Source organism: Caldifermentibacillus hisashii (assembly GCF_039654145.1).
Taxonomy (GTDB): domain Bacteria; phylum Bacillota; class Bacilli; order Bacillales; family Caldibacillaceae; genus Caldifermentibacillus; species Caldifermentibacillus hisashii.
Genome location: NZ_CP155467.1, coordinates 2,618,340 through 2,643,120 on the forward strand (window position 1 = coordinate 2,618,340; position 24,781 = coordinate 2,643,120).

The following is a 24,781-nucleotide window of genomic DNA, read 5'->3' on the forward strand; positions in this document are numbered from 1 at the left end:
ACTAAATCGCTTATTTTAGCCATTATTTGCACCTTCCAACGCTTCAACTCTGCGTACTAAATCATCTAATTTCGTTTTTAATGTATCCAAATTAACGCTTTTTGTCACTGTGATCATATTAAGCTTAGCTTTATCCGCTTTAGACATGAGCCCGTCTTTTGATGTTGTAGCTAATTCATAAGTAGGTAGATTATTAATAGCCGTCTGTAAGTTTGCTATTGCAGTTTGCAAATCAGCCACAGCTTGTTCCAGCGCTGGAATATCATTTTCAGCTATTGTTTGTTGGACTTCTTTCACTGCGTTATCAACGGCTGTTAATTCGGTTTTTAAAGCTGCTATAGTCTGTGATTGGTTGCTTACTGTCTGTTGCAACTGTTCAACAGTTTTAGCCTTTTTATTTGCTTCAACTTGATATTGAGTTAAGGTCTTATATTTTTCTCCGACTGTCAAACTCATTTGTGTAGGATTTATGATATCAATATTTTTTTCAATAACCTGTAAACGTTCACCTTCTATACCAAATACAGGGTTTTCAATTGGGTACCAATTCCCGACTTCGTAGCTATCAAATGATTCATCAAGTAGATTTAAATCAACTGGTGTTAATGTATAATTAACTTTTGCAGCTTTTTGATTAGCAAAAAATTCTTGCCCACGTTTAAGTAAAGTATTTGGATCCGTTACATCATCGTAAATAATAGTTCCCTCGATAATCCCAAATTCTTTTATCATTTCCTCATCATCTAAAAAGTCTTTCCCATTGTTTACGGAAGCTATTGTTAATCGTGGTTGGCTTGCTTCTGTGTTATTTTCATCCCCTGACTCTATTGTTTCACCAAGTACAATTAAACGTGTGATGACATCAAGTGGATCTATTTCACGTTTCATGTCTTTTAAATTGGTTCGTAAGCGTATGGGGGTATTTGACACCTCACCATAACTTTCAAGGTAATCAATATAATTACCATCAGTCTCTTCTCGAACAATTAAATAACCGCCCAAACGGTCCAATAATTTATCTTTTATCGTGTCATAGGTATCTTCATACCCTAAATATCGATAAAGGCTATCATTGGAGTCTGTGACGGTTACATTACCTAGTTTAAATTGTTTGTGTGATTCTACTTGTCGATTATGATTGTCTATAATCACTTGTAAAAAGTCGCGGACTGTAATGTTATGATACTCTCCCCATCTTTGGTGACTATCATGCAAATAGGCTTTGATACTCTCGCATTCATAAGATATTGAAAACATACCAGCACTAGACATTTGCTGTGTCGGTTTAAGTACTCGACCATTAAAGATAACTTTGTTTCTTTTAACATCCCTTACCTTAATTAAAGTCTTTAATGGTTTTATTTTCCCCCAACTTGGATTTTTTAGATTGATGGAAAAGGACATATTCGATATGCCCTGTAGTACATTTTTAATTGATCCACTGGAAAGCTTAATATCGTTTGGATAGGGTGAGTGGATTACTGTCCCAACTTTATCACCTATCCCATCATAAATCGTTACCTCGTACATTAGATCAACTCCTTGTAAAAGGTAAACTTAATCGTTCCATTCCCTGTTATGGTCATAGGATTTTCACCAATCATCAACCGGAATGATTCGCTTTTTGATTCACCTTGTGGAACATTATAAGTAATTTTATCTTTTTGGATTGTCATGGCTGCGCTTACCGTTATTGTTGGTACAACACTACACGAGCCCGCGTTCAATAAATTGATATTTAAAGTACCGTTTACTTGGTATTCAACGGGTTGTGATACATCCAACTCGAAATTAAAGTCATCCCATATGTCATGTCCTTCTGGCAGTTCTGATTTTTTGAATGGGTAGGCGTCAAAAGATACATTAATAATCAGGCGTCCGGCTTTATGATCGTCCTCTATATCTACACCTGTGCACTTAGCCAGCCAGTAATAACCTATATCAAAATCATCATATAAAGGACTATAACCTGGTTTCATTAACCAATTTTTAAGAGCTATTTCATCTACTTTTCGACGTTCATAATTTCTATCATAAACCTCAAAGGTATAAGAGAGAGGTCTGTTTTCATAAATTCTCTCTCCTAAAAGCATAGAAAAATCATAAACGCCATGCATAAATGGGACATCTTCTGTTATAGTTTTTTCTTCTGGTGTGGGAGCAGTCCTTTCTTTTAAACTCATCCCATAATCTTTTGTATGAATCCCAACAAATTTGAAACCTTCTACAATTTCAAAAGGATAACTCAATCTACTCCCACCTTCCTGCTAAAACTGTACGATTACCGCCGTAACGGTCATATTCATTATAAGTACCCCCTACAACAGCGCCGGTATCCAATACAACAACCTGATTTTTACTTAATAGTTGCCTTAACAAATCAACGATTTGTCTATTATCATTTTGCCCAATTGCAATATAATCACCTGATCCGCGACTATTTTCTTTGGCAGCCTCCCTTGCATACTTCATACTTACATCATGTGGAATCACCTGTGCGCCATTAGGTAGATTAACTAACTCACCTCGTCCACCTTCATTCATGATGGCGAAACCGCCTTGCCAATCGTCTGTACCACGTGCAAGGTAAGGGATTTTCCCTATACTTACACCCGGTATTTTGTTAATTAATCCTACAGCCGCATTAATTCCGCCAATTACGTTGTTAACAAACCCTTTAACTTGATTTACAAGTTTTTGGACAGCCCCGGAAATCCCTGAAAACACGCCGGAAACAAAACCGGTCAAACCAGACCACGATCCACGGATGGCATTAAATACTCCTGAAACAGTACTAGAAACACGGTTCATAATTCCAGAAACAATACTAAAGACGGAGTTAAACACGCTTGAAACAACGGAACTAATGCCGCTAATAACAGAACTAATTCCATTGATTGCCGAACCAATGAATGTAACAATGTTTCTAAAAACACCACTAACGACACTAAATACCGTGTTAAATATTCCTGTAACAATATTTATTATTGGTCGAATAACGGCAACAACATTGGCAATTACACCCGCTACAAAAGCAATGATTGGAGCAATAACCGCCATTATGGCATTGATGATTCCACCGATAAAAGCAACGATTGGTGTAATGATAGATATGACGCTTGCTATTACTTCGACAACAACTGTAATAATACTCATGATGATTGGCAATAACGCTTGGACTATCTGCATTACAGCGCTAATAACAGCAATAACAGCCGGTGCAACAGTTTGTACGATATTCATCACTGTCGCGATAATATTAACAATAACTGGCAGTAATGTGCTTATTAACATTGTAACCAATGGCATTAATTGAGCAGCTACTTGGGCGATTACCGTAACGATTTGTGTAATGATTGGCACCAACTGATTAATCAGTGAGATTAAGACTGGCAAGACCATTTGTACAATATTCATAAATGCCATACCGACCTGTACAACGACTGGGATAAGCGTTTGTAAAGCGCTCATAAAGACCGGAATAATCGTTGCAGCAATTTCTCCTAAAGCTGTTCCAATTGTCGATACAACCGGAATAAGCATGGCAGAAACCTGTTGAAATGCACTAACAATTTGTGGTCCAAAGCTTTGGAATAAAACGATAATACCTTTAATAATCGGATTTAGCCCCATAAATATGGAAGCTAACTGAATACCAAACCCACTTCCTACACCGCCAGCTGAGTTAAAACCACTCATAATACTGGAAAAGAATGCGGTAAATACAGGTAAGATTGCTTGAACAATCCCTTTCACCGTTTCTACCACGTTTGAAATCTTTTCCCCTATCGAGCTAAATACAGACATCACATTACTTCTAAATGCTTCATTCGTAGCCATTTGATAGCCAAATACTGCTGCTAATCCTGTGAATGCTGCAATCGCTAAGCCTATAGGACTTATTAAAAAACCTAATACCGACATGACCCCGCTAAATCCTGTAGTTAATGCCCCTACGATTTTTAACGCCGGTCCAATTCCAACAGCAATAGCAGCACCTATTCCAGCTCCCTTAACGATGAGACTTTGAACAGATGGGGAGAGATCGTCGAACCAAGTTTTTAGCTCACTTGCTTTTGTTATAACTTTATTAAAAGCTTCACCAAACTTCACACCTAAATCAGCCGCTTTTTCCTCAACCACTCCCAAACGTTCGTTAAAATCTGCGAGCATGGGTTTTATAGCGGAGAAGAATCCCCCTCCTTTTCCTCCAGCGTCAAGGAAGTTAGCACCTATCCTTCCTACAGAAGCCCATATGTTGGCAATCGCCGCAGTAAATGAAGACTCCCCCATTATCTTTGCCGCACCACCGATATTTTTCTCGATAGCGGCTAAGAACATTTCAGAAGATATTTTCCCCTCGGATGCCATCTTTTTGACATCAGCTGCTGCTACACCAGCTTCATCAGCCAACCATTCATAGACGGGAATACCTCTATCAGCTAATTGGTTAAGGTTATCCGTGTAGGCTACTTGTGAAGTTTGGACTTGGTTAATAATCGAACCCATCTCTGCCATAGATACACCAGCAATCGCTGCAGCGTCTGCCGTAAGAGAAAGATAACGAGTTAATTCTTTACCTGGCATAATACCAGCCGCAACAGCACTTGCGGCAGTTGTAGCAGCCTCATCCATACCAAAAGCAGTACCCTTTACGGATTCAAGTGCTGAATTCATGATCTGTTCAACGCTTTTCGCGTCATGACCTAATCCTTTTAATTTTGCTTGTGCGTTGTCAATGCCTGTTAATCGACTAAACCCCTTAACTAAGGTTACTCCCACCAATGCACTTGTTGCGGCTAATGCAGGTTTTGTAATTTTACTTGTTAATTGGTCACCAAAACTACTAATTTTTTTCCCTGCCTCGCTCACTTTTTTACTTATCTCTTTGGTTCTCTCAGACAAATCATTTAGTGTTTTCGTAGCATTTTGAAATGCTTTTGTAAAACCACTCGAATCTCCGGTTATCTTCGCACTTAGCGTATAATCCGCCATTTATTTTCCTCCCTTCTGTGGAGGTTTCTTTCCGTTTCTTTCATAGATTAAGTTTATCCAAGATTTGCCGTTTGTCTTTTCCATTTCCATGACGATTTTAATAGCGTTCTTGTTGTACTCCTTGTCGGCTTTGTGTTGTTTTTTCGGAAAAAGTTCAATAAATTTTTTTCCTTTTTTCCGCAGTGCGTTATTGACCGCATTCAACACAGCATTACGCAGCCAAGTTTTTTCGTTAATAAATTTCTGTTCATGTCGTTTTCGGATGAACATTTTTTCAGTTTCAGTTAACGATTCATATTCTTTTTTGGACATACCGATTTCAACAACAAAAAAAGCTAGCTCCATTTCGTTCTGAAATGGTTCGGCTAGCTTTGCTATCCTCAAATCGCGCGGAGTGGGGTCATAATTCGGTAGCTCGCTTTCTACGAGTTCTACCGAAACATAAAACCCAAGTCTTCCTGCAGCTTTTCAACCACTGCCAAATTCACTGTTAAAAGACCGTTATTCTCTATTACTTTTTCAAACATTTCGAGTGCTTTCTTTTGTTTTACGGGCTCGTTTGTCTTTTCCTCAACTAAGCCAAATGAAAAAAGCTGTTCCAAAAGATTTAAAGATAAAACACCGTTATTCCTGGATATTTCTCCGATTACACTCGTTTTCGTTACAGCTTCAACGGTTTTCAACTTTTTCATATTAAACTTCAAGGCGTACACAACCCCATCTACTTCAAACATTCAGCATTCTCCTTTCTACTTAAGCACCTGCTGGAGCTTCAGATTCTCCTGGCATTAAACTGCCTTCTTGATTAGATAAATCGACAAGTGGGCCGTTTCCTTCCAAACTAATAGAGTACGTCATTGCGTCATCGAAAGGTGCTTCTAGTGAGTAGTCACTAACAATAGCAAGGCCGCCAAACATAGCCTCTTTCGTTTTTTGATTAATGACTTTTAAACACACGAATTCATCATCTTCAAACGCTTTTCCGAGTGTTTTGTGTGATTCGTCATCTGCAACATACAGTCCGTCATTATCAATGGACCATTCCTTCATGCCTCCAATTTTGGCCTTCCATCCACCTTTAGTATCCTTGGAAGTAACTTCAATCGAATCTTTCGAACGGTTAATGGTTAATCCCTGCTGCCCTGCAACGGCAAGCAGCTTATCTCCTGTTGAATTAAAAATAGCAAGTAAGATATCCTTACCAGCGACAGCCTTTGTTGCGCTCCCTGAAAAATCACAGTATAAATTATCTTCAAAAGCCATTGATATCACTCCTTATATTTTTACTTTATAGCCACTAAAAACAACAAAATCATAGCCAATTACAGCGTGTTTTGTTCCGTCTGCTTCATCTAGTATTTGAGATACACCATTTGGGACTTGTAAAGTTACCTCATAATCACCCGGTAACTCAATATCCTCCGATAAAGCTTCTTCTAATTTGTGTATGGCATTAAATATATTTACAGAACTACCACCTTCTGTAAAAACATGGATAACAGCCTGATAGCGGTCTTTCATCATCGTTTTGCTTTTTTCTGGGGTAGAGCCAATCATCTCCACGTGATAAAAAGGCATAGGAGCATCAGTAGGTACGTTGTCATAACACCGTAACCCAGTATTCGCTTCTACTTTTTCGATAATCGAAACTAATATATCCGTAAATAATAATTTTTTGTACATCTAATCACTCCCTTAGTCTATCTATTAAATCTTGCTTATAAATGGGCCTTTGGGCATCTACGTTCTTTTTTAGGAAGTATTGACCCGGAACATACCCAATCGTTCTACCTCCTCGAACTAATCGATGTCCGTACTCAACATGAGCCGCATAATGTGCTGTATATCCCATCTCATCACCGCGATATCGAGCCGATTTTCTTAATTGTCCACCGCCTTTATAATCGCCAACCGGAGTGCCGCCTTCTTTTTGGGATCTCGTATAAATATCACGAATATTTTTTTCCGCAACTGCTTGGAAATCTGTAGCACTTTTTTTAAGTAGTTTTTTTTCTAACTTTTCGGTTCCAATGAATTCAATTCTCACGGTTTTTCACTTCCATAGCGATTGACAACAACAATTCTCCATCTTGTTGTATCATCCCCTGTAATAGCCGTTATCGTGTGATACATGCCTTCAAACTGCACTTTGTCAGCTTGTTGGAGCTGCTCTTTTGTTGCTCTCGTTAGAATTTTTCTGTTGTTGATGGTGACATTCCGAACATCTAACGCAATTTCTTCATTCGTCCACGACGAGAAACGACCTTCCGACTGTCCAATTTGCACCAATTCATAAATTGGATTGCCTAAAACGTCTGTTCCATTTTCTCGTTTGGCAAACAAAAAGAGAGGTTTGAAAATCATAAGAATCTCAACACCCCTCTATTTACATTCTCCTGTTTTTCTTTTATTTCTAAATATCTTTGAAAATCAGACTCATATTCTTTTAACAGATCATCAACAAAAGAAACACTAAAAGTATCGGCATTTTCGCTTTTGATTCCTTGATGATATTTGCGGTTATGCATGGCGCATACAACTTCAACAGCAATGGATTCCAACTCGACTGGAAACTCTGCTAAGCCTAACCGTAATTTAATCCGGTCGGTTGCTGTTTGAACAAATTCGTTCAATAGATCCACATTTATGTCAGGTATTCTAATTTTTACACGTGTATCAATCGCCATGATTAATCACCGGCTTTCAATGCTTTTTCTGCCTCGACTGCTTCATCTTTACCTTGGACCTTCTCACCGTTTGACAGTAGATACCATCCGCCACCCGTGTGCTTAGGAAATTCGATTACATTTTCTTGTTCTCTGTCACCCTGCCCTATTTGTTCTTGGCCATCAGGCTCACCTACTTTCTTGATGAATACCTGTCTTTTATTGTTATTTACAGTCGATAATTGTTGAATACGCTCTTCTGTAGGTTCATACCCTTCACGGGGATAAGGTTCTCCTGCCTCGTATAAATGTTTATTATCATCTAGATCTTGAAAAGATTTAATAACCTTATAAGACATACTATAACACCCTTTCTTTATACTTCGGGAGCTGGTTCTTGGATTGCAACTTTCACAACACCATCAAGTCGTTCTGCAAATAACTTCACACCTGACAAAGCGATTGTTTCAGCTGTTAAGTTTTGTTTTTGAATATCGTGAGTAACACCGATTAAACCAAGTTCTTCTGTAGTGAAGTCAAAAGCTTTTCCAAGTTCTCCACCACTAATCGTTACATAAGCTAAAACAATGTTTTCTGGTGCTGTAGCGTAAACAGTCCCTTTTGGCACAGAAGAATTAATGATTACTGTATCAACTCCAGCAAAGTTTTGGACGTATTGTAAACCAAATGCAGTTTGAACAGTTAAGTTTCCATCTGCTAAATGGTCTGCAATATCTAATGGATTAACGAATACAACTGTTTGTGCTGCATCATCTTCAAATAATACTTGTACTTGCCCCCACGCTTTAGCAAATGCACCTTGTAAGTTAGTTGCTGTTGCGGAACCTGTTCCAGTTGCCAAGAAATCAAAGAAATCTTTACGAACACCTTTTTGAATTTCTTTTAATAGCAATTCATCAGATTCAATAATCGCTTGATCATAACCATGTTTTTGAATTGACTCTACAGAAGCAGCTTTACGATATTTTTTGAATGTTACTTCAATGGTATCTGCTGGCTCTGTTTTCACTTTGGAAAGTGGAATAATTTCTCCTTCACCAACTTGATCATTAGCAGCCATAGTTACTGAAGATTTATAAGTTTTAATAGTCATGCCACTTGTTAAAGGCATTTTTCGAGTAGCACCTAACGCTTCAATCAATTTTGAAAGGTTAGATCCAAAACGTTCGACAAAATCAATAGATTGAGCTTTCGCAAAATCACCAGTTACTTGTAAATTAGTTTCTGCCATATTTCATTCCTCCTAGTTAAATAAATGTTGGTTTTCCTGAATTAATTTCAAACGCTTCATAGTATCCTTTTCTGCCATTATCTGTTCTTTTGTTAATACCTTGTTATTCATTGTTACTTTCGGCGGTTTCCCGGCTAACGCTTCTTTCACTTTTTCAGCAACGGCTTCATCAAATGCTTTTTTAAACGTGTTAATGTTTTCAAGCGTTTTTTCAGCACTTTCAGCAAGAACAAAATCAGCAAATTCACCCGGCAAACCTTTTTTAGTCAAATCCGCAATTGCTTCTGTCTTTAGCTCTTTCCGTTCCAGTTCTTGGAGTCGTTTATTTAACTCCTCTTCACGTTTTTTGAGTTCCTCCTCTTTACGCTCCTTTTCGGAAAGTTTAGCAAGACGTTCAGCCTCTTTCTTTTCTTCTTCAAGTTTTGCTTTGAACTCTTCTTCCCATTTTGCACGGGCGGTTTTCAATGCTTTATCCAGTTTTTTATCCGTTTCACTTTCAATCCGTTTTAGCAATTCCTCCTCCGTCAATTCGATTTTCTTAGTCGGTTCAGGAGTTGGTTCGGGATTTGGTGGATTTCCCGGGTCTCCCGGTTCACCTGGTTCAGCAAAGAATTGTAAATCTAATTTCAAAGGAAACTTTTTTGCTTTCTCTAAATCTTTTAATTTATTGGCTTTATCGAAAATATTCATAGTAATCATGTTCCTCCTATCCCACACACGTATTACACATTATTGTTATTTCATCTTCTCAAGCCCCAAACACGCCAAATTCAGCCCATTTACGACTGACATGATGAAATACTATAGCCATGTTAAAATACCCGTGTACGATTGATTTTTAGTATTAAAAATAAGCCTTTTAACGTCGTGCTTAGGACAAAGATTATTCATTTCTAGCGATTGAAGCATTCGCCCACATCATAGCTTCTTCAATTTTGGTAATGGCCAAAGACTTTTCACGGCTGTTAGGGCAATTACCATCGATTAGGTAAGCTAATTCTTTAGCTTTTTCTCGGATTTTAGTGTATTTCTCAGGCTGTCCTTCTTTTGGACTGTGATAAGTAAAGTTGTTTTCGAATCGATCGTTTACATATGGTCGCAAAACTTTCACCCCTATACAATTTACAAACGGCTACCGCACCTGGTAGCTAGGAGATATGGATCACCTCCTCAGGAATTTGCCTCGTAGAATATATCTTGTTTCGCCATTTCAATAAGCCCTAACTTTTCTAAAAAAGAAATATCCCCACATGTTCCTGTTATTATCTCACCATTAGTCTGCAAAATTTGAACAGTGAACCCTTTTATTTTTCCTTCTCGATAGAGGCCGTTAACATGTTCAACCATCCAAGCAACATCATTAGAAACTAGGTTTTTAACGTCCATTTAATCACCTCTTTCTGTGCATAAAAAAGCACCTAACTATTTGGATTAGTTAAGTGCTTTTATTTCCGTTTGAAGTTGTCTATTGCTTTTTTTTCATATCTTCAAATTTCTTCTGTTTTTCAGGGTCAACTTTAATTCTCAATCGGTACAACAGTAGTTCTGCAAAACGGATGAAATGGTGGATAATTCACACCAACTTTGGCATCCTTAAAATTAAACTGCTGACCGTTCAAATGTTTGCATATCGGGCTCGTTCTGTGGTCTAAAACAGCAGTAATTTCATAACGTTCAATTCCCGCATCCATAAATGCCTGCTTATTGGCTTGGTTCATAACAAAAGCACTTTCCGTCACAACTAAACGATAAGCGTCATTTGCACCAACACCTAAACGGTTTTGAATGATTTTGGACATTTGCTTGTAATCATCACCACGAATAATGGCGTCTCGAATTTCGTTGTTTAAAGTATTAATCAGCTTTTCTTTGTTTGTCCATATCCGACTTGAAAAATTACCGCCATCGATCCATTTCTGATTAAGCGTTTGTTGAAGAAAAATATCATTCACGCTAAAAAAAGAAGGTGCATTGTCTAGTCCTTTCATCGTAGACAAGTACCCTCTTTCATAGGCTTTCATCAATAGTTTTTCAAAACCTTCTTGCTCAAATGCCCCTAATTCCACCATTTTCATGCGGATGGATAGTTGCAATCCTTCAAGTCTGTTTAACTTATAAATCGATTCACGAACAGGCATTAAGTTTGCATACTGTGGATACTTCTTAGCAAAAGTTTCCATGTCTTTGTAAAGCAAATCTCGTTCAGACTGTGACAGGCTCAACACCAATTGTCGATATTGAATTACGTTATCTGTACCATATTTCTGATAGTAACTGGCAATATCTTTTTTAATACTTTCTTCCAGTCTTAAATACTCTTTTCTCAGTTTCTTATCAAGAGCATTATTCTTTTTGTCCTGAGCGTTGTAGAGCTGCTCCATTCGTTGTTCCCAATAGGATAAGGTAGCCATCAACAATTACTCCTAGCAAAAATAGTTCTAGGCTTTCTGTTTATCACTTGCGACCTTGAAACGATTTTTAAAGGGATATGATGTTTTGTTTTAACCGGTTGGTATTTTTGTTTTTCTTTTTCGACATCGTCATAAACTCCAAGAATTTTTTCGGCAAGCTCTTTAATTGACTTGCCAAATTCCCCCATTGCTTCTGATATTCTCGTAATCATTTCATGAAGTAGTTTTTCGTCATACATCGTCAACACCACCATCCATGTTCTATGACTCAATCTCTTTAACATATGTTTTCTCAAAAATATCCGGTTTGCAGGGGTAAAACTCTTCATTGACACCTTTAATGATGTAATCACCGAAACAAACTTTCATGTCGCCTTCAAGCGTTTTGATGATAAATCCTCCTTCTTGTTCAATTTGTTGCACCGTAGCACTCATTCCAATCAGACTTGATTCCATTCCTATGTTGTATACAAATTCAATCGCATTTACTATAGAATCGCGGTTATTCTCTAATTTTACAGCTTCAACTACAACCGGTTTTTTACGATACTTCGCCATCTTCTTTTCCTCCTGTTACAAAATCGCCATTCTCATTGGTCGGATAACTACCTGGATTTTCTTTTTGAATCCGTTCTAGCTCTTGTTTCGGATTATCCACGAAAGATAGAACGGAAAGCTGCGTTTCTTTTGATACAATTCCAGCTAGTTTACCGGCAGTATCAGCTTCATCAGAAATGTTTCTAGGGATGTTTCGGATAAACGTATAATTCAGATTTCGCCATTCATCTTTCTTTGACGGTTCCATATTTGTTGGCAAATTGAATACCATCTTAAACCGTCTATTCATCCCACTAGCAAACTTTCTTTCTTTCATAGCAGCGAGGTTTTTCATCGGCTGTAGTTTAAATTCGAGTGCAACCCCGGAAGCATTGCCGAACGACTCGTCATTAATATTGGCAACCATGCTAGTTTGATAAATAAGCCGTTCGATTCGGTCGAGTAAATGTTCTTGGTTAGCATCGCCGTTTGGCTTTTCCATAAATTCAACAATCAACTTAGAAACATCATCAGCCCCAAACAAATTAATTATTCGATTATCACGGATATTCTGGATGGTCGTTTCGTCTATTTCAGCGCCTAAAATTTTCATATAAGCGTCTGCAAAATAGTCAACGTCATTTGCTTTTTCTGATATTGCTTTGTCATAAGCGTTAATTAGTGCTTCAACATTTTCAAAGATTGATTGACGCTCTTCATTTTCGATATATTCAATAACCGGGACATCGCCATAATAGTGCGGCTTGTTATCAGACAGAATTAATCCATCTTTTCCTTCTGTTATGGTTATTTCCTCTGTAGCCGTAAATAGTTGCCCTTTTATCCCATCATCTGTGACTTGGTAACGAACAGCAAATAACGGTTTTTCCGCGATTGTGTCATCGTAAACAATAAACATTTCCATTGGGTCACTATAAGTGCAGCAAGTTTCGGATTCCTCATTTTGATATAAAAACTCAAATGCATGTCCATAAATACTTGTCATTTTACTAAGTTCAGCAATATTATCATCCATATCATTCCGATTTAAAAACTCATCCACTCGGTCGTTTACACTTGGGTCATCATGAGATACTTTTATTGGAATTCCAATAAAATAACCATTAAACGTATCTGTAATATATTTGGCAAAGTTTACGACTAGGCGATTGTCAGGTTTGTAATCGGGTTTATCTTGCTGTGATAAAATTGGATGGTTGCCAATGTACATATTTTTTAATCTAAGGTATCTTGGTATTTTTGCTTGATGCTGCTCGATAAAATTCTGTACAACCTCGGCAGTAATTTCTTTTTCTCTTGGAAAGATAAAAACTGACATCTACAACCCTCCCCTAAATGTTTTTACTTGAATGGTTTTCCCCATTTTTTCCGCAATTCCTGTCAGTGCATCCGGTGCGTCGTCATGGGCATTTTTACCTTCTTTCTGGTAAGTCGTTAATGCCTGATAAAGTTCTGGCCACTTGTTACGCCAACCTTCAGGGAAATACACATGATCCATTACCCATGTTGCATTGGATAGGATTCTAGCAACCTTGTTTTTACTTTGATGGAACCAATTAACTTTCGTTTTGTTAGATTGATATTTTTCTTTTAGAATCCTTTCCACACTTCTTGCACACCCTCGACCACCATTATTCGATTCAATCCAAGCTAAATTGACGTTGTTTTCATAAAGTTTCTTGGCAAGAAGAGGTTCGGTCACTTCCATTGGATCCTTCGTGTAGATCACGTCAAAAATATACGCTTCGTTATCAAATGTTTCCCCGTAAATGTAAGATGCCAAGTAATCAGAGCCCGTATCAGCTGTATCCGTGTACGAACTGATTCGTCTGAAACTTGGCATATCTTTAATCTTGTATTCTTTGAAATGGGCATATAATTTACCCTTAAGGTCAATCGGTTCCTGTTGATAATTGGCGCTGGCTATTTCTGGGCTCATGGCACTTGTTTTTTGTTCATATTCCTTTTTGCTCAAAATATCATCACACAACATAGAACCGTCTTCCTGTACAGCTTTCATGTTAATGTGCCTAACTTTATACCCTATCTCTGGAAGCTCTCTCAATGCCCTACCTGCCAAATCATTAGAATGCCATCTGGTCATAATGATGATGATTTTCCCACCTGATTCTAAACGGGAAAGCATGGTATTTGTGAACCAGTTCCAATGCTTTTCAAGTACAGCCGCATTGAATGCCTCTTCTGCGCTTTTTATCAGGTCATCTATGATTAATAGGCTTGCTCCAAACCCTGTAGCCGTCCCCGTAGGGCTTGTGGCTAAATAATTATTATACTGTCCTTCCAAGCTCCATAAATTCATAGCCCCATCGCCTTGTTTGATTCTCGTATTAGGGAAAATGTCACTATAAACTATTTTGTTTTCATGGGCTTTTATCTCCTGAATAGAGTTCCGAACCTGTTTTGAGAAAACAGTGGAAAGTGTTTCGTTATAAGAGCCGGTCATAATCTTTTCAGCCGGATTGATACCAAATATCCATTGAGCTAAATGACCGGCAGTAAACGACTTTCCATGTCGGGGTGGAACGTTAACGACCAAAACACTATCATCGCTGAAATAAAACTCCTGCATGCTGTCACATAGATCAATCAGAAACTTTCTCTCTGGTTTATAAAAATCCGGCGCTAAAGCATTACAAAAATAAAAGAACTCACGTCTAGCGAGTTCTAATTTGGCTTGTTGTTTGATATATTCATTCTTATTCATCTAGATCAGCCAACTTCTTTAATTCATCCACTGAAAGCTCTTGAAATGGATTATTAGAATGATTGACGTTCGCATCCAACTCTTTTCGGTCGCGCCATTTATCCGGGCGTCTGTTTTTTAACCAGAATATCTGAGCCGTTGTATCTGGTTGTACTTCTTTCGTTACTCGTTTCGTTTCTTTCCCATTTTCATACGTAATTTCATCGTATTTATACCCCAATGCACGTTTTAACAAGGCATTCTCAACTTGACGATCTACAACCTCTTTGCCTTTTTTTAAGGCGTTAGTAATGTTGGAATATTTCTTTTTCCAATCGTATAAAGTTTCACGCCTAATCCCAATGTTTTGGGCTATTTGCTCATCTGTAAGCCCGTCTCTTGCCCATCCTTCAATTTTTAACAATCCTTCAGGTGTAAGCCATTCTTGATATTTGCCTTTAGCCATCTACATACACCTCACTCCTTTTTGCTAACTGCATAAAGCAAATTAAAAAGGACCCTATTTCAGGTCCCCCTATAGATCTACTCGATATGTAACTCCAACTGCTTCTCTTGCTTCTTTGGCTGCGTTTCTAATTGTTTCCCGTACGTCATACGGACTTTTAATACGTTTTAAAATGTGTTTTGTATTATCGGCCGTCATAATCTCAATGTCGCCGATATCCATTACCTTGTCCTTTAACTTTTGGATGACTGTAATGTCTTTTACTTTGTATAATTCGATATCACTTTTTGATTCGGCAATAACACCTTGCTTAGTTATTTTTAGTCGTTCGTTTGTCAATTCATACTTTTCTCTAGGTATTTTTATTAACCCACTATCGTTCCCTTTAATCCCAAACAAATAGGTCTCAAATTCCAAAATTGTCTTTTCTTCTGCCATATTTCAGTCCTCCCGTTTTGCTTTATAAAGATAAACTTCGACAAACAAAATAAAAATCCTTCCAAATACCTAAAAAATTCAGGAGGAAAACACGATAAAAAGAGTCACCTAAGTTATCCACAACCTAGGCGACTTGCAACTGGCCAAGTCCTTCATAAAAGGAACAAATAAAAGACTAATTAGACTCGTCAACAGCTTATTTTTTGCGGGTTTTAATGGTTTCTACCATTTCGCCCACATTACCATATTAGCACTTTTTTAGACGTCAAAAGTCGCATTTTAGTCGCAACTTTTTATCTCCATCCAAGAAGTTCAATTGTCGCTTGAATGATGCTATCTCTCCAACGCATAGCCGTTGCTCGATTTACATGCAATTCCCCGGCTATTCCCTCCCACGTCAGCCTTTTATTGCGGTTCCAGTATTTCAACCTTACCAACTTTTTATAGTCGTCCGGCAACGCATTGTAAACTTGTTCGATTGCCTCAACAATCTCTGTTAAGTACTCCAGCTTTTTGTTTGTTGCTAGTCTAGTCGCAATTCGTTCTGTTGGCTTTCCGGGAATATTGGACTTTCCGCCGCCCCTGTTCTCGTCAGTTTCATCCCGGAAAGGTGACATGATTTCTTCTCGTAGTCTGGCAATCTCTTTTAACGTGTGATAGTAGTTATACCATTCTGCTTCTGCATGTTTAAACGTAACTTTTCTTGGTTTTGCTGCAACGTTCATTCTTCCACCTCTTTCCAACCACCGTCAATTTGTTCGTACATCCAATCTGTATATGCTTGTTGAATTTCTTCGTCTGTTGTGTCATCTTCAAATTCGATTACATCTTCCCTACTACAGCCGACTAACCCCAATGAGATTGTGAATTTAATTTTTCGCACTTTTATCATCTCCATTCGTGCACCAATCTTTTGATACTGGATATAAGTAAAACAGTTGCCCATCCACTTCATATTCAGTTATAATCCCGAATTTTTCTTTGTTAAATACGACTTCTTTACCATCCAGATTGTCGACATGTGATGATAATAGTTTTTTAATATCTAAAGGCGCATGCTTCTTAAACATATGCTTGTCAAAGGTCATTTTGTTCTCGACCATATTTTTCACATCTCCTTTTCCGCATAAATATCATCTAGCCAATCGTATAACATGGCCATTTGCCTGATTACCAATGGATGATTGTTGTACTTTTTCCCCATTTCACCAGTTGAATACGTAACCCAGTTCCAAAAGTCCATACTATCTAAACCATATTTCATGGCCATCTGATTTGCAGTATTTATCCAATCCACGACTTCGTTATAAAACTTTTGGTAGTCCATCAAATCGCCTCGATTTTAATATAAATACCTGGGACGTTTGCCCAAAACTTTTCTGTAATCTCTGAAACTACTAAAGCGTCATCTTTCCAGTAACCACAATCGGTCATACAGTCTTTTAATAGTTTTTGTAAATTATCTGTATCTGGCTTGGTATATTTATACTCGCCGTCAGTATGTTTCCCAGTTATCGGATAGCACCACTTGGTTATCAACCGAACTGGACCGGTGTATTTATTTTCCGGAACATGTTGACCAAGGTAAGCCATTAACTTAGATCGTGCCGCCTTCAGTTCATCCGGCTCATAAAACACTGGTTTTCCATTTTTTATCGTAACTTGTTTCTGTTGATGTGTTGTAGTCGGAGGCAACATCAGCATAAAGAATTCAGTCGTCATTTAGTCACCTCCGGTCGTACTCCATTACCTTGTACATTGGTACCTCGATATTTAATAGCGCATTCTGCATGCTGCAATCGCCAGTAACCTTTTTTTCTTTCAAAATGACCTTCTCCTTTTCCAACGTATCCTCCACACCTGTAGCAATAACCTGGATACTTATTTCTCATTAAAGATCACCCACCTTTTAAATCGTAATTATTACGTTTTGTTAATTTAAACTTTTGGCCTTGTAGTCTAGTGTGTGGTTGTAGGTCGTCGTGCTTGCTCACGCACGACTACACCCACACGACTACACACGCACGTGTGAAGAAAAAAATATATATTTATATAGTGTTTTTTTCTACCTGCGAAAATAACGAAAATTAATGTTTATTTCACACTTATATTTCATAGTGTGAAAATAACGTTATTTCATGTTTTTTTCTCGGTTAAGATATACAAGTGCGAAAGTGAAAATTATGTTTTTTTCACACTTGTAATGTGTTAGTATGAAACGAAAATAACGTGTTTTTTCTCGGTTACTTTCTGCTTACATAACTTTCCTTATCATCCGGATTTCTTTTAGTTTCAAATCCACCGTGTTCTTTTATGCGATTCCAAATAGTTCTTTTTGAAGTCCCCATGTATTCGGCTAAGTCGCCCACAGTAACAGGATTATTTTCTCCATCTAGAGCCTCGAACGCTGTTTCTAATGCTTCTATACGTTCTTGTTTCTTCTGTTCAGGATCCTTACGTTTATTCATGGCATTCTTCCACGGTGGTAGGTTCCCTTCTGGTTCGATATCCTTTAAAATGCCTGTATCATCCACTTTGTGGATAGGATACTGGAACCACATGTTCACCGGTTCAAACTTTGGATACTCCCGTAGAGTTCCTTCTACCCGCCATGCTGACCTTATGCGAATACTTTTTACAGCTTTAGCAATTTCTGATTCTACTTGTGCCAGCTGTTCTTGCGAAAGTACACGTTTTGCATGTTCAACCATTTGGAAAACACTTTGTTCATCATCTGGACCAATGTGTTCATCATAGTAGTCAAAGTTTACTTGTTTAATGGCATTTGCATATATTTCAGCTACTACTTTACCTTCTTGTTGCTTGATTAGGGCATCGGTAAGCTCCAACTCAACCAGGTCAATCAGGGCATCGGGATCCCGGGCAAATACGCCTGAACCACTCGCCCTATCCATTGATTTCTTATTGCCCTGTGTCCCTTTAGAATGATGGTGACAATAGATAACACTAGAACCTAATTCTGTAGCGATTTTGTCAAACTGATTTGTAAAGTGAGCCATTTGGTCAGCGCTATTCTCATCACCTGTTAATACTTTATAAATCGGGTCAATAATAACCGCGATATAATTCTTTTTCTGTGCTCTCCTAATCAATTTAGGGGCTAGCTTGTCCATAGGTACCGTTTTTCCTCTTAAGTTCCATATATCGATATTCCCTATGTTTTTCGGCTGAATGCCTAACGCTTGGTAAACATCTTTAAAACGATGTAAAGCACTTGGACGATCTAACTCTAAATTGACATATAATACTTTCCCTTGGGCACATTGCCAACCAAGCCATTTGGCACCTTCTGCTATAGCAATTGTTAACTCAATCAATGCAAATGACTTCCCTGCCTTAGAAGGTCCAGCCATAAGCATTTTATGGCCTTGTCTAAGCACCCCTTCAATTAATGCCGGTGCTAAATCTGGTAAATCATTATAAAAATCTGATAGACTCTCCATATCAGGCAAATCATCATTTAAATCCTCAATCCACTCGTGCCATTCATCCCAATCAGCTTTTCCGATGTTCGTATCGATGATAAATTGCTTTTTACCGTTGCGGATTACTCCCGGCAACCGACTTAATCGTGATGGATTTCTGTTTTGATTATCGATATTCAACCCATTTTTCTTACATACGTTATACAAATAATCAACACGTTTGCGGTATTCCTCATAATTTGGTGCATCGACTCGTACAATGGCGTGAATACTTCTCTTTCCACTATGAACCATAATGGCGATTGGCAACTCCAATTCGCGTAGGATGGCATTTTGTTTTTCTATATCCATGTTGTCAGACTCGACTAATGCATATCGGTAATCTGTTACATTTTCATTTTTTACTCCTTTACCGTCCAACGGGTTAAAGCGAATCCATGCCCCAGCTTCCTCATTATAATCACCAAGAACAGATCCGATATCACCATTACAATTGTTCAATGCTTCAATTAATTGTCCAGCTGTCCTGTCATATGCACCCGCCGTAGGCTTATAAATGATTTCCCCTGTTTTTTCATCGATAATTTTATAAGTTTCCGTAACATAACCGACATTATCAGTAGACTGAAAAAGCGTTTCTAAATATCGCGTAATTTCTCGAACTGGATTCCAATGGATGGGTTCATGAATTTCTTTTCCCTCAATCCAGTTTTCATCAATAATTTTATAGTCTTCATCCTTGCTGATTTCGTCATCCCAGTCTAGTTCCCTGGATTCTTCATTGGTTCTGTGCGGAGCCCATCCATTTTCTTTGGCCATCTGCGTAATAGTCGCACCGGTAATACCAGTTCCTTCGAATGTTGTCCACTTCTTGAAACATTCTCCGGGATGGTAACGCGCACCATCCCGTTTGCTCCATTCGTCCCAATCGGCCGCTGTATAGCCTTCATGCTTCAGGGCCATTCCTACATCGATCCATTCTTTGTAACTTAAGTAAGTAGGATCTATATAATCTAGTAAAGGAAGCAGATCTAGTTTAGTTTCCAAATACCTCACCAACTTTCTTGGCTTTCATCTCATAATGGTCAACGTATTTAGTATCAATCAATTTTTACTAATTGTGATTCTCCAAAAAATAAAACATCTTCTTTATAGCCATCAACATGAACTGCATACTTCATGCTAGGCTCACGAAATTCATTGATGTTGTAAATAGTCCCTTTAGCAACTGCTACTCCGTTTTTTCCTATTATTTCTATTCTATCCCCTACTTTAAGTTCCATTTCATTTTCCTCCGATTCTTAATTCGCATTTTGTTTCTATTACTCAGCTTTATACTCTTTTGGATTGATACCTGCAGGTATTCGCCAACCATTTGCCGCAATTCGATCAATCAATTTTTTGGCCGTTTCAAATTTCCATGTGCCCACATGTTGGAAACCACGTTGTTCTAAGAAACGTATTTGCTTCGGCGTGGTTAGTCCTTCTTGACGCCGTTTATTTAATCGTTCTAATAGTTTAGTAGCTTTCCCTGCATTGTCGATTTCGTCCGGAAAAATACCCAATTTCTCAAGCGTTTTAATTTGTTTTTCACTTGGCGGGCCCATCTCCCATCCAAATGTTGGTACATAGCTTGATAAGTCCTCGGCTTGGATACTCATTTCAAATTGCAATGGATCCACAAGTTTACGCTTGCGCTTTTTCATTTCAGCTAGTTGCTTAGCAAGCGCTTCTTCTCGTTGAGCCACTACATCCTCAGTAGCCTGTTTTTCTACTATCTCTAAATCGAGTGGAATACCTGCCTCTTCAATTTTTTTCGTCATTGCTGCAACAACTTCATCATTACTAGCTATTAAATGCGCCGGATGGCAAAGCTCATGACGTTCTGTGTGCCACAAGAAATCCAGTAACAATAATTCAGTTTTTCCAGGAAAAAGTCGGGTACCGCGCCCAACCATCTGACTGTATAAACTTCTTACTTTTGTCGGCCTGAGAACTACAACACAATCAACACTTGGACAATCCCAACCTTCCGTAAGTAACATAGAATTGCAAAGGACGTTATATTTTCCTTTATCAAATTCTTCAAGTATTTCAGCTCGGTCTTGTGACTCTCCGTTTACTTCTGCCGCTTTAAAACCCTTATTATTTAAAATTTCCGTGAATTTTTGTGACGTTTTAACCAACGGAAGAAATACGACAATCTTTCTATCTCTTGCATTTTTCCACATTTCATCAGCAATCGATTCTAAATAAGGGTCCAACGCTGTCCCTAAATCACTTGTTTTAAAGTCACCAGCTTGTTGGCCAACTGTTGACAAATCTAATTGCAAGGGAATAGTTAAAGCCTTAATCGGACTTAAATATCCTTCTTTAATCGCTCTAGGTAACGTATATTCATAAGCTAGACTCTCGAAGTATGTACCTAAGTTGCGCATATCTCCCCTGTCTGGTGTAGCTGTAACACCTAGTACATTCGCCTGATCAAAATATGTCAGGACTCGTTGATACCCATCTGAAATACAGTGATGCGCTTCATCAATGACAATTGTGTCAAAAAAGTCTTTAGGAAAGTTTTTCAAACGTTTTTCACGCTGTAACGTTTGAACACTGCCGACTACGACACGGTACCAACTACCAATTGATGTTTGTTCAGCTTTTTCAGTGGCACATTTCAGTCCTGTGGATTTTTCTAACTTGTCAGCAGCTTGTTCTAACAATTCGCCCCGGTGAGCGAGGACGAGAACACGCTCGCCCTTTTTCACCCGGTCCTCAATTACTTTTGAAAAGACGATTGTTTTACCGCACCCAGTAGGTAATACTAACAAAGTTTTTTTAATGCCCTTTTCCCATTCGTTTTGTATGGCTTCACGGGCTTCCTGTTGATAGTCTCTAAGTTCCATAATTACCTCCTAAAACTGCCCTGGTGTAAATCCATTGTTATTAGTTGGAAAAGGCGCTTGGTAATTAGATGATTGTTGGAAATTATTAGTTTGTGCATTAGGAAAAGCCTCTTCAAATGGATAAAATTTTCGGACTTGGTTAATTGCTCTTTCTTCACCTTTTGACATATATTTGTTTACTATTAATTTGCATTTACCTTTAGCACCAATTACTGTATTCCAGTTCATTTTTAACTTTTCGCCTTTTTTCTTTTGGCCGATTCCAGTAAAAAAGTTAGATAATAATCCCTCTGTTTTTGTGTGAAGGAACAAGTTATGAAATACAATTACATCACCGTATTCGGGGCTGTGGATAGTCAGCTCGAGTTTTGCTTGGTTACAAGGTGGCATTTTTTCACTACCAGCAAAACGGGCACGTTCCATCTTTGTAACAGTGAAATAATAATCACCTTCAGGAAGTAGGACAAAATCAGCCCCATCCTTTTCTATCTCGTCATCCCACATTAATTCTCTTTCTTCACTCATTATTAATTCCTCCTAAGTTGTTTTAAAATGGTAGATCTTTTCTAAACTCTAGAATCATGTTATATACTTGCGGCCACGCACCAACTAATACACCTTCGACAAATCCGGGATCATAGTTTGTGATAGGTGTCCCCATTGGGTAATACCCTCTTTTGCTAACAACTATCTGAATTTCTTCCTCTGATACATTATTTTGAATCATTAAGTCCCGCAATGACTTCGGTATCATTGGATTTAGTTCTACTGTCTTTGCTGGCTCCGTTGTCAAATCCGGTTGAGGTTGAGATGTCTGAACCAATGGTTCGGTTATAGATTGTTGTTCCGGTTGCTGAATCTGTTGTTCAGGCTTTTGTACCGGCACATTCTCTATTTGAGTTATTTCGTTAAAAATATGGGCAATATGTGAATAATCCATCGGTATTTCTTCCGGCAAATTATGACGGTTTTTGGCGTCCCAGGCAGGATGATGTTGTGTGTATATAACACGGGCACCACCTTGTGCTTTATGTTTTTTACCGTCTTTGTCAGTAGCTACGGAGTAAATCTTGTAATTAGCAAACAGAACCATATCTGCCCATTCTTTTACCAACGCTGAAGTACGGGCTGAGGTTTTTTTACCTAACTTCAATTCATAGCGATCATAAGCACCCATTTCGTCCGGTTGTTCAAATTTCCGAATTTGAGCATGGGCAGTTAAAACAACATTGATACCCATATCAACAACATCTTGCAAAACATTAAGGAAACGACCAAGTTCTTCCTCTAATTTGATATAGCCGGCTCCGTAACCAAAATCTTCAATACTTCTTTTTTGATTTGTTTGGCAAATATGTTCAATACACATGCGTTCTGCCCAGTCGATTGTGTCTATAACTAACGTCTTACATGGTCTGTTTTGTTTTACCCAATCTATTTGTTGCAACAAGAATGACCAACTTGACGGCTTGTCCAATCTTGCTAAGTCCATATTTGCTGTACTTCCCTCTGTGTCGATAAAAACAGGTTCGGGAAATTGAGAAGCCAATGTAGACTTCCCAATTCCTTCGGGACCATAAATCACAACTTTTTGTGCTTTGGCTACCTTTCCACGAGTTATATTCATTAAAATTCACCTGCTTTCCATGTTGGTGCGGTTGGTACCGAGGGTTGCTCAACTACCGATTGCTGTCCTACAGCATAACCATCCTCAATAATGATAGAGCACTCATCACCTGTAGAAACCCTAGTCGCAATAGCTTGTAATCCTTCCTGTTCTAACCATTGTCCAAACTCTTTTAACGTGTCTAAGTCCATCTGTTCCAATTTGTCTAATAGGATAAAACCACAATCTGGTTTCAATTTACGAACAATAGCCGTCGATACTTTTAACTGATCAGAGCCACTCATGTTATCCCATTTTTGGCCTTTGTAAATTAACTCACCATCTTCTACTGATAAGCCTTCTAAAGGCAAATCTGCATTGGTTAATAGGTCCGTTTTCTGCTTACGAATCTTTTCAATCTGATTGGTTAGATTGTCGTATTGATTTCGGTATTCATTTGCCTCTTCTTCGGCTTTCTCTTTATCAAGATTCGCCCGGACTTTTCTATTAATCTCGTCAATCTGTTGGATATTAGCTTCTAACTCTTCTGTAGATTCATCTACCAGGTCTAGCGCATCTTTTTGTGCAGTAGCTAAATCTTGACCGAGTTTAGCATAAACTGCTTCTGCTTCAGCTAATTGTCGTCTTAATCGTTCAACTTCTTGTCCTTGTAAGGTATGTTGCTGTTGGATTTGCGCTAGGTTTTGTCTTTTCCGTTGATTTTCTCCGTTCCTAGCTAATATCTCTTGTTGTTGTTTAATCAACTCAGACGGAGAAATAAGTTCCTTCGGAGCATCTGGATAATACGGTTGTTCTTTGGCAAATTTCGCTTTTTGGTCTGCAATCTGACCTATTGCATGACGATTGTTGTAAAGCTCCATTTCCTTTCTCTCGAGTTCTGCCAACTTGTCCCCGACACCGATAATCTGTAGTAAGATATTTGCTTTTTCTTTACTTGTCGAATTCATGAATTTCGGAAGATTAATAGCCAACTCTTCTACAAAACTATCTAAAAGCTGTTGCCCTGCCTTTTGGCCGTTCGGGTCAATAACTTTTAAATCGCTGTTTTTACCTTTACGCTCAACTACCAAACCATTAGATAAAACAATGTGTAAGTAAGGCGGTACAACACTACCTTCACGATTTGCTTGGCTAGGCTTGTATTTGTTACCGCCCAGCCCCCAAGCTATTGCATCTAATACACTTGTTTTACCTTGATTATTCTTTCCGCCAACGATGGTTAGGCCGGATGAAGTAGGCTCAATTTTTACAGCTTTTACACGTTTTACATTTTCTATTTCCAGCTTGTTAATTTTTATCATGATCACGTCCCTCC

At 38.3% G+C, this 24,781-nt stretch carries 33 protein-coding genes; all 33 read right to left on the reverse strand.

Features of this window, described 5'->3' with window-relative positions:
* Nucleotides 1-15: 15 nt before the first annotated feature.
* Nucleotides 16-1,530, reverse strand: coding sequence for a phage tail spike protein (locus tag NSQ14_RS12685; RefSeq protein ID WP_346216442.1), 1,515 nt, complete (start codon nucleotides 1,528-1,530; stop codon nucleotides 16-18).
* Nucleotides 1,530-2,249, reverse strand: coding sequence for a phage tail protein (locus NSQ14_RS12690; protein WP_346216443.1), 720 nt, complete (start codon nucleotides 2,247-2,249; stop codon nucleotides 1,530-1,532). The genes NSQ14_RS12685 and NSQ14_RS12690 overlap by 1 nt, the downstream gene beginning before the upstream one ends.
* Before the next feature lies 1 nt (nucleotide 2,250).
* On the reverse strand, nucleotides 2,251-4,995 hold the full coding sequence (locus NSQ14_RS12695; RefSeq protein WP_346216444.1) for a phage tail protein: 2,745 nt from the start codon (nucleotides 4,993-4,995) through the stop codon (nucleotides 2,251-2,253).
* Nucleotides 4,996-5,340, reverse strand: coding sequence for a phenylalanine racemase (locus NSQ14_RS12700; RefSeq protein WP_346216445.1), 345 nt, complete (start codon nucleotides 5,338-5,340; stop codon nucleotides 4,996-4,998). It lies immediately after the preceding gene.
* An 86-nt stretch (nucleotides 5,341-5,426) separates the two neighbouring features.
* Nucleotides 5,427-5,729, reverse strand: a complete 303-nt coding sequence (locus tag NSQ14_RS12705; RefSeq protein WP_041848268.1) for a hypothetical protein — start codon at nucleotides 5,727-5,729, stop codon at nucleotides 5,427-5,429.
* A 19-nt stretch (nucleotides 5,730-5,748) separates the two neighbouring features.
* Nucleotides 5,749-6,258 carry a phage major tail protein, TP901-1 family gene (locus NSQ14_RS12710; protein WP_346216446.1) on the reverse strand — a complete coding sequence of 170 codons (510 nt, stop codon included), beginning with the start codon at nucleotides 6,256-6,258 and terminating at the stop codon, nucleotides 5,749-5,751.
* Nucleotides 6,259-6,270: 12 nt separating this feature from the next.
* Nucleotides 6,271-6,678, reverse strand: a complete 408-nt coding sequence (gene gp17 / locus NSQ14_RS12715) for a tail completion protein gp17 (protein ID WP_346216447.1) — start codon at nucleotides 6,676-6,678, stop codon at nucleotides 6,271-6,273.
* A gap of 4 nt (nucleotides 6,679-6,682) precedes the next feature.
* A complete protein-coding gene (locus NSQ14_RS12720; protein ID WP_346216448.1) occupies nucleotides 6,683-7,042 on the reverse strand; it encodes a hypothetical protein in 360 nt (119 codons plus the stop codon).
* Nucleotides 7,039-7,359, reverse strand: coding sequence for a hypothetical protein (locus NSQ14_RS12725; RefSeq protein ID WP_041848264.1), 321 nt, complete (start codon nucleotides 7,357-7,359; stop codon nucleotides 7,039-7,041). Before NSQ14_RS12725 ends, NSQ14_RS12720 begins: the two co-directional genes overlap by 4 nt.
* The gene (locus tag NSQ14_RS12730) at nucleotides 7,356-7,682 is read right to left on the reverse strand and encodes a phage head-tail connector protein (RefSeq protein WP_041848263.1); all 327 of its coding nucleotides are present in this window, start codon (nucleotides 7,680-7,682) and stop codon (nucleotides 7,356-7,358) included. Before NSQ14_RS12730 ends, NSQ14_RS12725 begins: the two co-directional genes overlap by 4 nt.
* 2 nt (nucleotides 7,683-7,684) lie before the next feature.
* Nucleotides 7,685-8,020 (reverse strand): hypothetical protein, encoded by a 336-nt coding sequence (locus tag NSQ14_RS12735; RefSeq protein WP_041848262.1) that lies wholly within the window; start codon nucleotides 8,018-8,020, stop codon nucleotides 7,685-7,687.
* Nucleotides 8,021-8,037: 17 nt separating this feature from the next.
* Nucleotides 8,038-8,913 (reverse strand): phage protein, encoded by an 876-nt coding sequence (locus NSQ14_RS12740; RefSeq protein ID WP_041848261.1) that lies wholly within the window; start codon nucleotides 8,911-8,913, stop codon nucleotides 8,038-8,040.
* 12 nt (nucleotides 8,914-8,925) lie between these two features.
* Nucleotides 8,926-9,603: a DUF4355 domain-containing protein gene (locus NSQ14_RS12745; protein WP_052522606.1), complete on the reverse strand. Its 678-nt coding sequence runs from the start codon at nucleotides 9,601-9,603 to the stop codon at nucleotides 8,926-8,928.
* 193 nt (nucleotides 9,604-9,796) lie between these two features.
* Nucleotides 9,797-10,015, reverse strand: coding sequence for a DUF7681 family protein (locus NSQ14_RS12750; protein ID WP_346216449.1), 219 nt, complete (start codon nucleotides 10,013-10,015; stop codon nucleotides 9,797-9,799).
* Between the two features lie 68 nt (nucleotides 10,016-10,083).
* Nucleotides 10,084-10,299 carry a hypothetical protein gene (locus NSQ14_RS12755; RefSeq protein ID WP_346216450.1) on the reverse strand — a complete coding sequence of 72 codons (216 nt, stop codon included), beginning with the start codon at nucleotides 10,297-10,299 and terminating at the stop codon, nucleotides 10,084-10,086.
* A gap of 131 nt (nucleotides 10,300-10,430) precedes the next feature.
* Nucleotides 10,431-11,324 (reverse strand): minor capsid protein, encoded by an 894-nt coding sequence (locus NSQ14_RS12760; protein WP_346216451.1) that lies wholly within the window; start codon nucleotides 11,322-11,324, stop codon nucleotides 10,431-10,433.
* Entirely contained in the window at nucleotides 11,324-11,563 is a 240-nt protein-coding gene (locus tag NSQ14_RS12765; RefSeq protein ID WP_041848257.1) for a hypothetical protein, read from the reverse strand. Before NSQ14_RS12765 ends, NSQ14_RS12760 begins: the two co-directional genes overlap by 1 nt.
* A 22-nt stretch (nucleotides 11,564-11,585) precedes the next feature.
* Entirely contained in the window at nucleotides 11,586-11,882 is a 297-nt protein-coding gene (locus NSQ14_RS12770) for a hypothetical protein (RefSeq protein WP_041848256.1), read from the reverse strand.
* Entirely contained in the window at nucleotides 11,866-13,200 is a 1,335-nt protein-coding gene (locus tag NSQ14_RS12775) for a phage portal protein (protein WP_346216452.1), read from the reverse strand. Before NSQ14_RS12775 ends, NSQ14_RS12770 begins: the two co-directional genes overlap by 17 nt.
* Nucleotides 13,201-14,607: a phage terminase large subunit gene (gene terL / locus NSQ14_RS12780; protein WP_346216453.1), complete on the reverse strand. Its 1,407-nt coding sequence runs from the start codon at nucleotides 14,605-14,607 to the stop codon at nucleotides 13,201-13,203. It lies immediately after the preceding gene.
* Nucleotides 14,600-15,052: a transposase gene (locus tag NSQ14_RS12785; protein ID WP_041848253.1), complete on the reverse strand. Its 453-nt coding sequence runs from the start codon at nucleotides 15,050-15,052 to the stop codon at nucleotides 14,600-14,602. Before NSQ14_RS12785 ends, terL begins: the two co-directional genes overlap by 8 nt.
* Before the next feature lie 69 nt (nucleotides 15,053-15,121).
* Nucleotides 15,122-15,490, reverse strand: a complete 369-nt coding sequence (locus NSQ14_RS12790; protein ID WP_041848252.1) for a PH domain-containing protein — start codon at nucleotides 15,488-15,490, stop codon at nucleotides 15,122-15,124.
* A gap of 293 nt (nucleotides 15,491-15,783) precedes the next feature.
* Nucleotides 15,784-16,215: a transcriptional regulator gene (locus NSQ14_RS12795; RefSeq protein WP_346216454.1), complete on the reverse strand. Its 432-nt coding sequence runs from the start codon at nucleotides 16,213-16,215 to the stop codon at nucleotides 15,784-15,786.
* Nucleotides 16,212-16,373 (reverse strand): DUF7167 family protein, encoded by a 162-nt coding sequence (locus tag NSQ14_RS12800; RefSeq protein WP_346216455.1) that lies wholly within the window; start codon nucleotides 16,371-16,373, stop codon nucleotides 16,212-16,214. The genes NSQ14_RS12795 and NSQ14_RS12800 overlap by 4 nt, the downstream gene beginning before the upstream one ends.
* A complete protein-coding gene (locus NSQ14_RS12805) occupies nucleotides 16,360-16,593 on the reverse strand; it encodes a hypothetical protein (protein ID WP_346216456.1) in 234 nt (77 codons plus the stop codon). The genes NSQ14_RS12800 and NSQ14_RS12805 overlap by 14 nt, the downstream gene beginning before the upstream one ends.
* A gap of 5 nt (nucleotides 16,594-16,598) precedes the next feature.
* Nucleotides 16,599-16,817 carry a hypothetical protein gene (locus NSQ14_RS12810; protein WP_342019980.1) on the reverse strand — a complete coding sequence of 73 codons (219 nt, stop codon included), beginning with the start codon at nucleotides 16,815-16,817 and terminating at the stop codon, nucleotides 16,599-16,601.
* Nucleotides 16,817-17,212 carry a RusA family crossover junction endodeoxyribonuclease gene (locus tag NSQ14_RS12815; RefSeq protein ID WP_342019979.1) on the reverse strand — a complete coding sequence of 132 codons (396 nt, stop codon included), beginning with the start codon at nucleotides 17,210-17,212 and terminating at the stop codon, nucleotides 16,817-16,819. Before NSQ14_RS12815 ends, NSQ14_RS12810 begins: the two co-directional genes overlap by 1 nt.
* 521 nt (nucleotides 17,213-17,733) lie before the next feature.
* On the reverse strand, nucleotides 17,734-19,983 hold the full coding sequence (locus tag NSQ14_RS12820) for an AAA family ATPase (RefSeq protein WP_346216457.1): 2,250 nt from the start codon (nucleotides 19,981-19,983) through the stop codon (nucleotides 17,734-17,736).
* Between the two features lie 53 nt (nucleotides 19,984-20,036).
* Nucleotides 20,037-20,219: a hypothetical protein gene (locus tag NSQ14_RS12825; protein WP_346216458.1), complete on the reverse strand. Its 183-nt coding sequence runs from the start codon at nucleotides 20,217-20,219 to the stop codon at nucleotides 20,037-20,039.
* Nucleotides 20,220-20,258: 39 nt separating this feature from the next.
* Nucleotides 20,259-21,839 carry a DEAD/DEAH box helicase gene (locus NSQ14_RS12830; protein WP_346216459.1) on the reverse strand — a complete coding sequence of 527 codons (1,581 nt, stop codon included), beginning with the start codon at nucleotides 21,837-21,839 and terminating at the stop codon, nucleotides 20,259-20,261.
* 9 nt (nucleotides 21,840-21,848) lie between these two features.
* Nucleotides 21,849-22,364, reverse strand: coding sequence for a hypothetical protein (locus NSQ14_RS12835; RefSeq protein WP_346216460.1), 516 nt, complete (start codon nucleotides 22,362-22,364; stop codon nucleotides 21,849-21,851).
* Nucleotides 22,365-22,386: 22 nt separating this feature from the next.
* A complete protein-coding gene (locus NSQ14_RS12840; RefSeq protein WP_346216461.1) occupies nucleotides 22,387-23,466 on the reverse strand; it encodes an ATP-binding protein in 1,080 nt (359 codons plus the stop codon).
* Nucleotides 23,466-24,767 carry an AAA family ATPase gene (locus NSQ14_RS12845; protein WP_346216462.1) on the reverse strand — a complete coding sequence of 434 codons (1,302 nt, stop codon included), beginning with the start codon at nucleotides 24,765-24,767 and terminating at the stop codon, nucleotides 23,466-23,468. Before NSQ14_RS12845 ends, NSQ14_RS12840 begins: the two co-directional genes overlap by 1 nt.
* Nucleotides 24,768-24,781 lie beyond the last annotated feature (14 nt).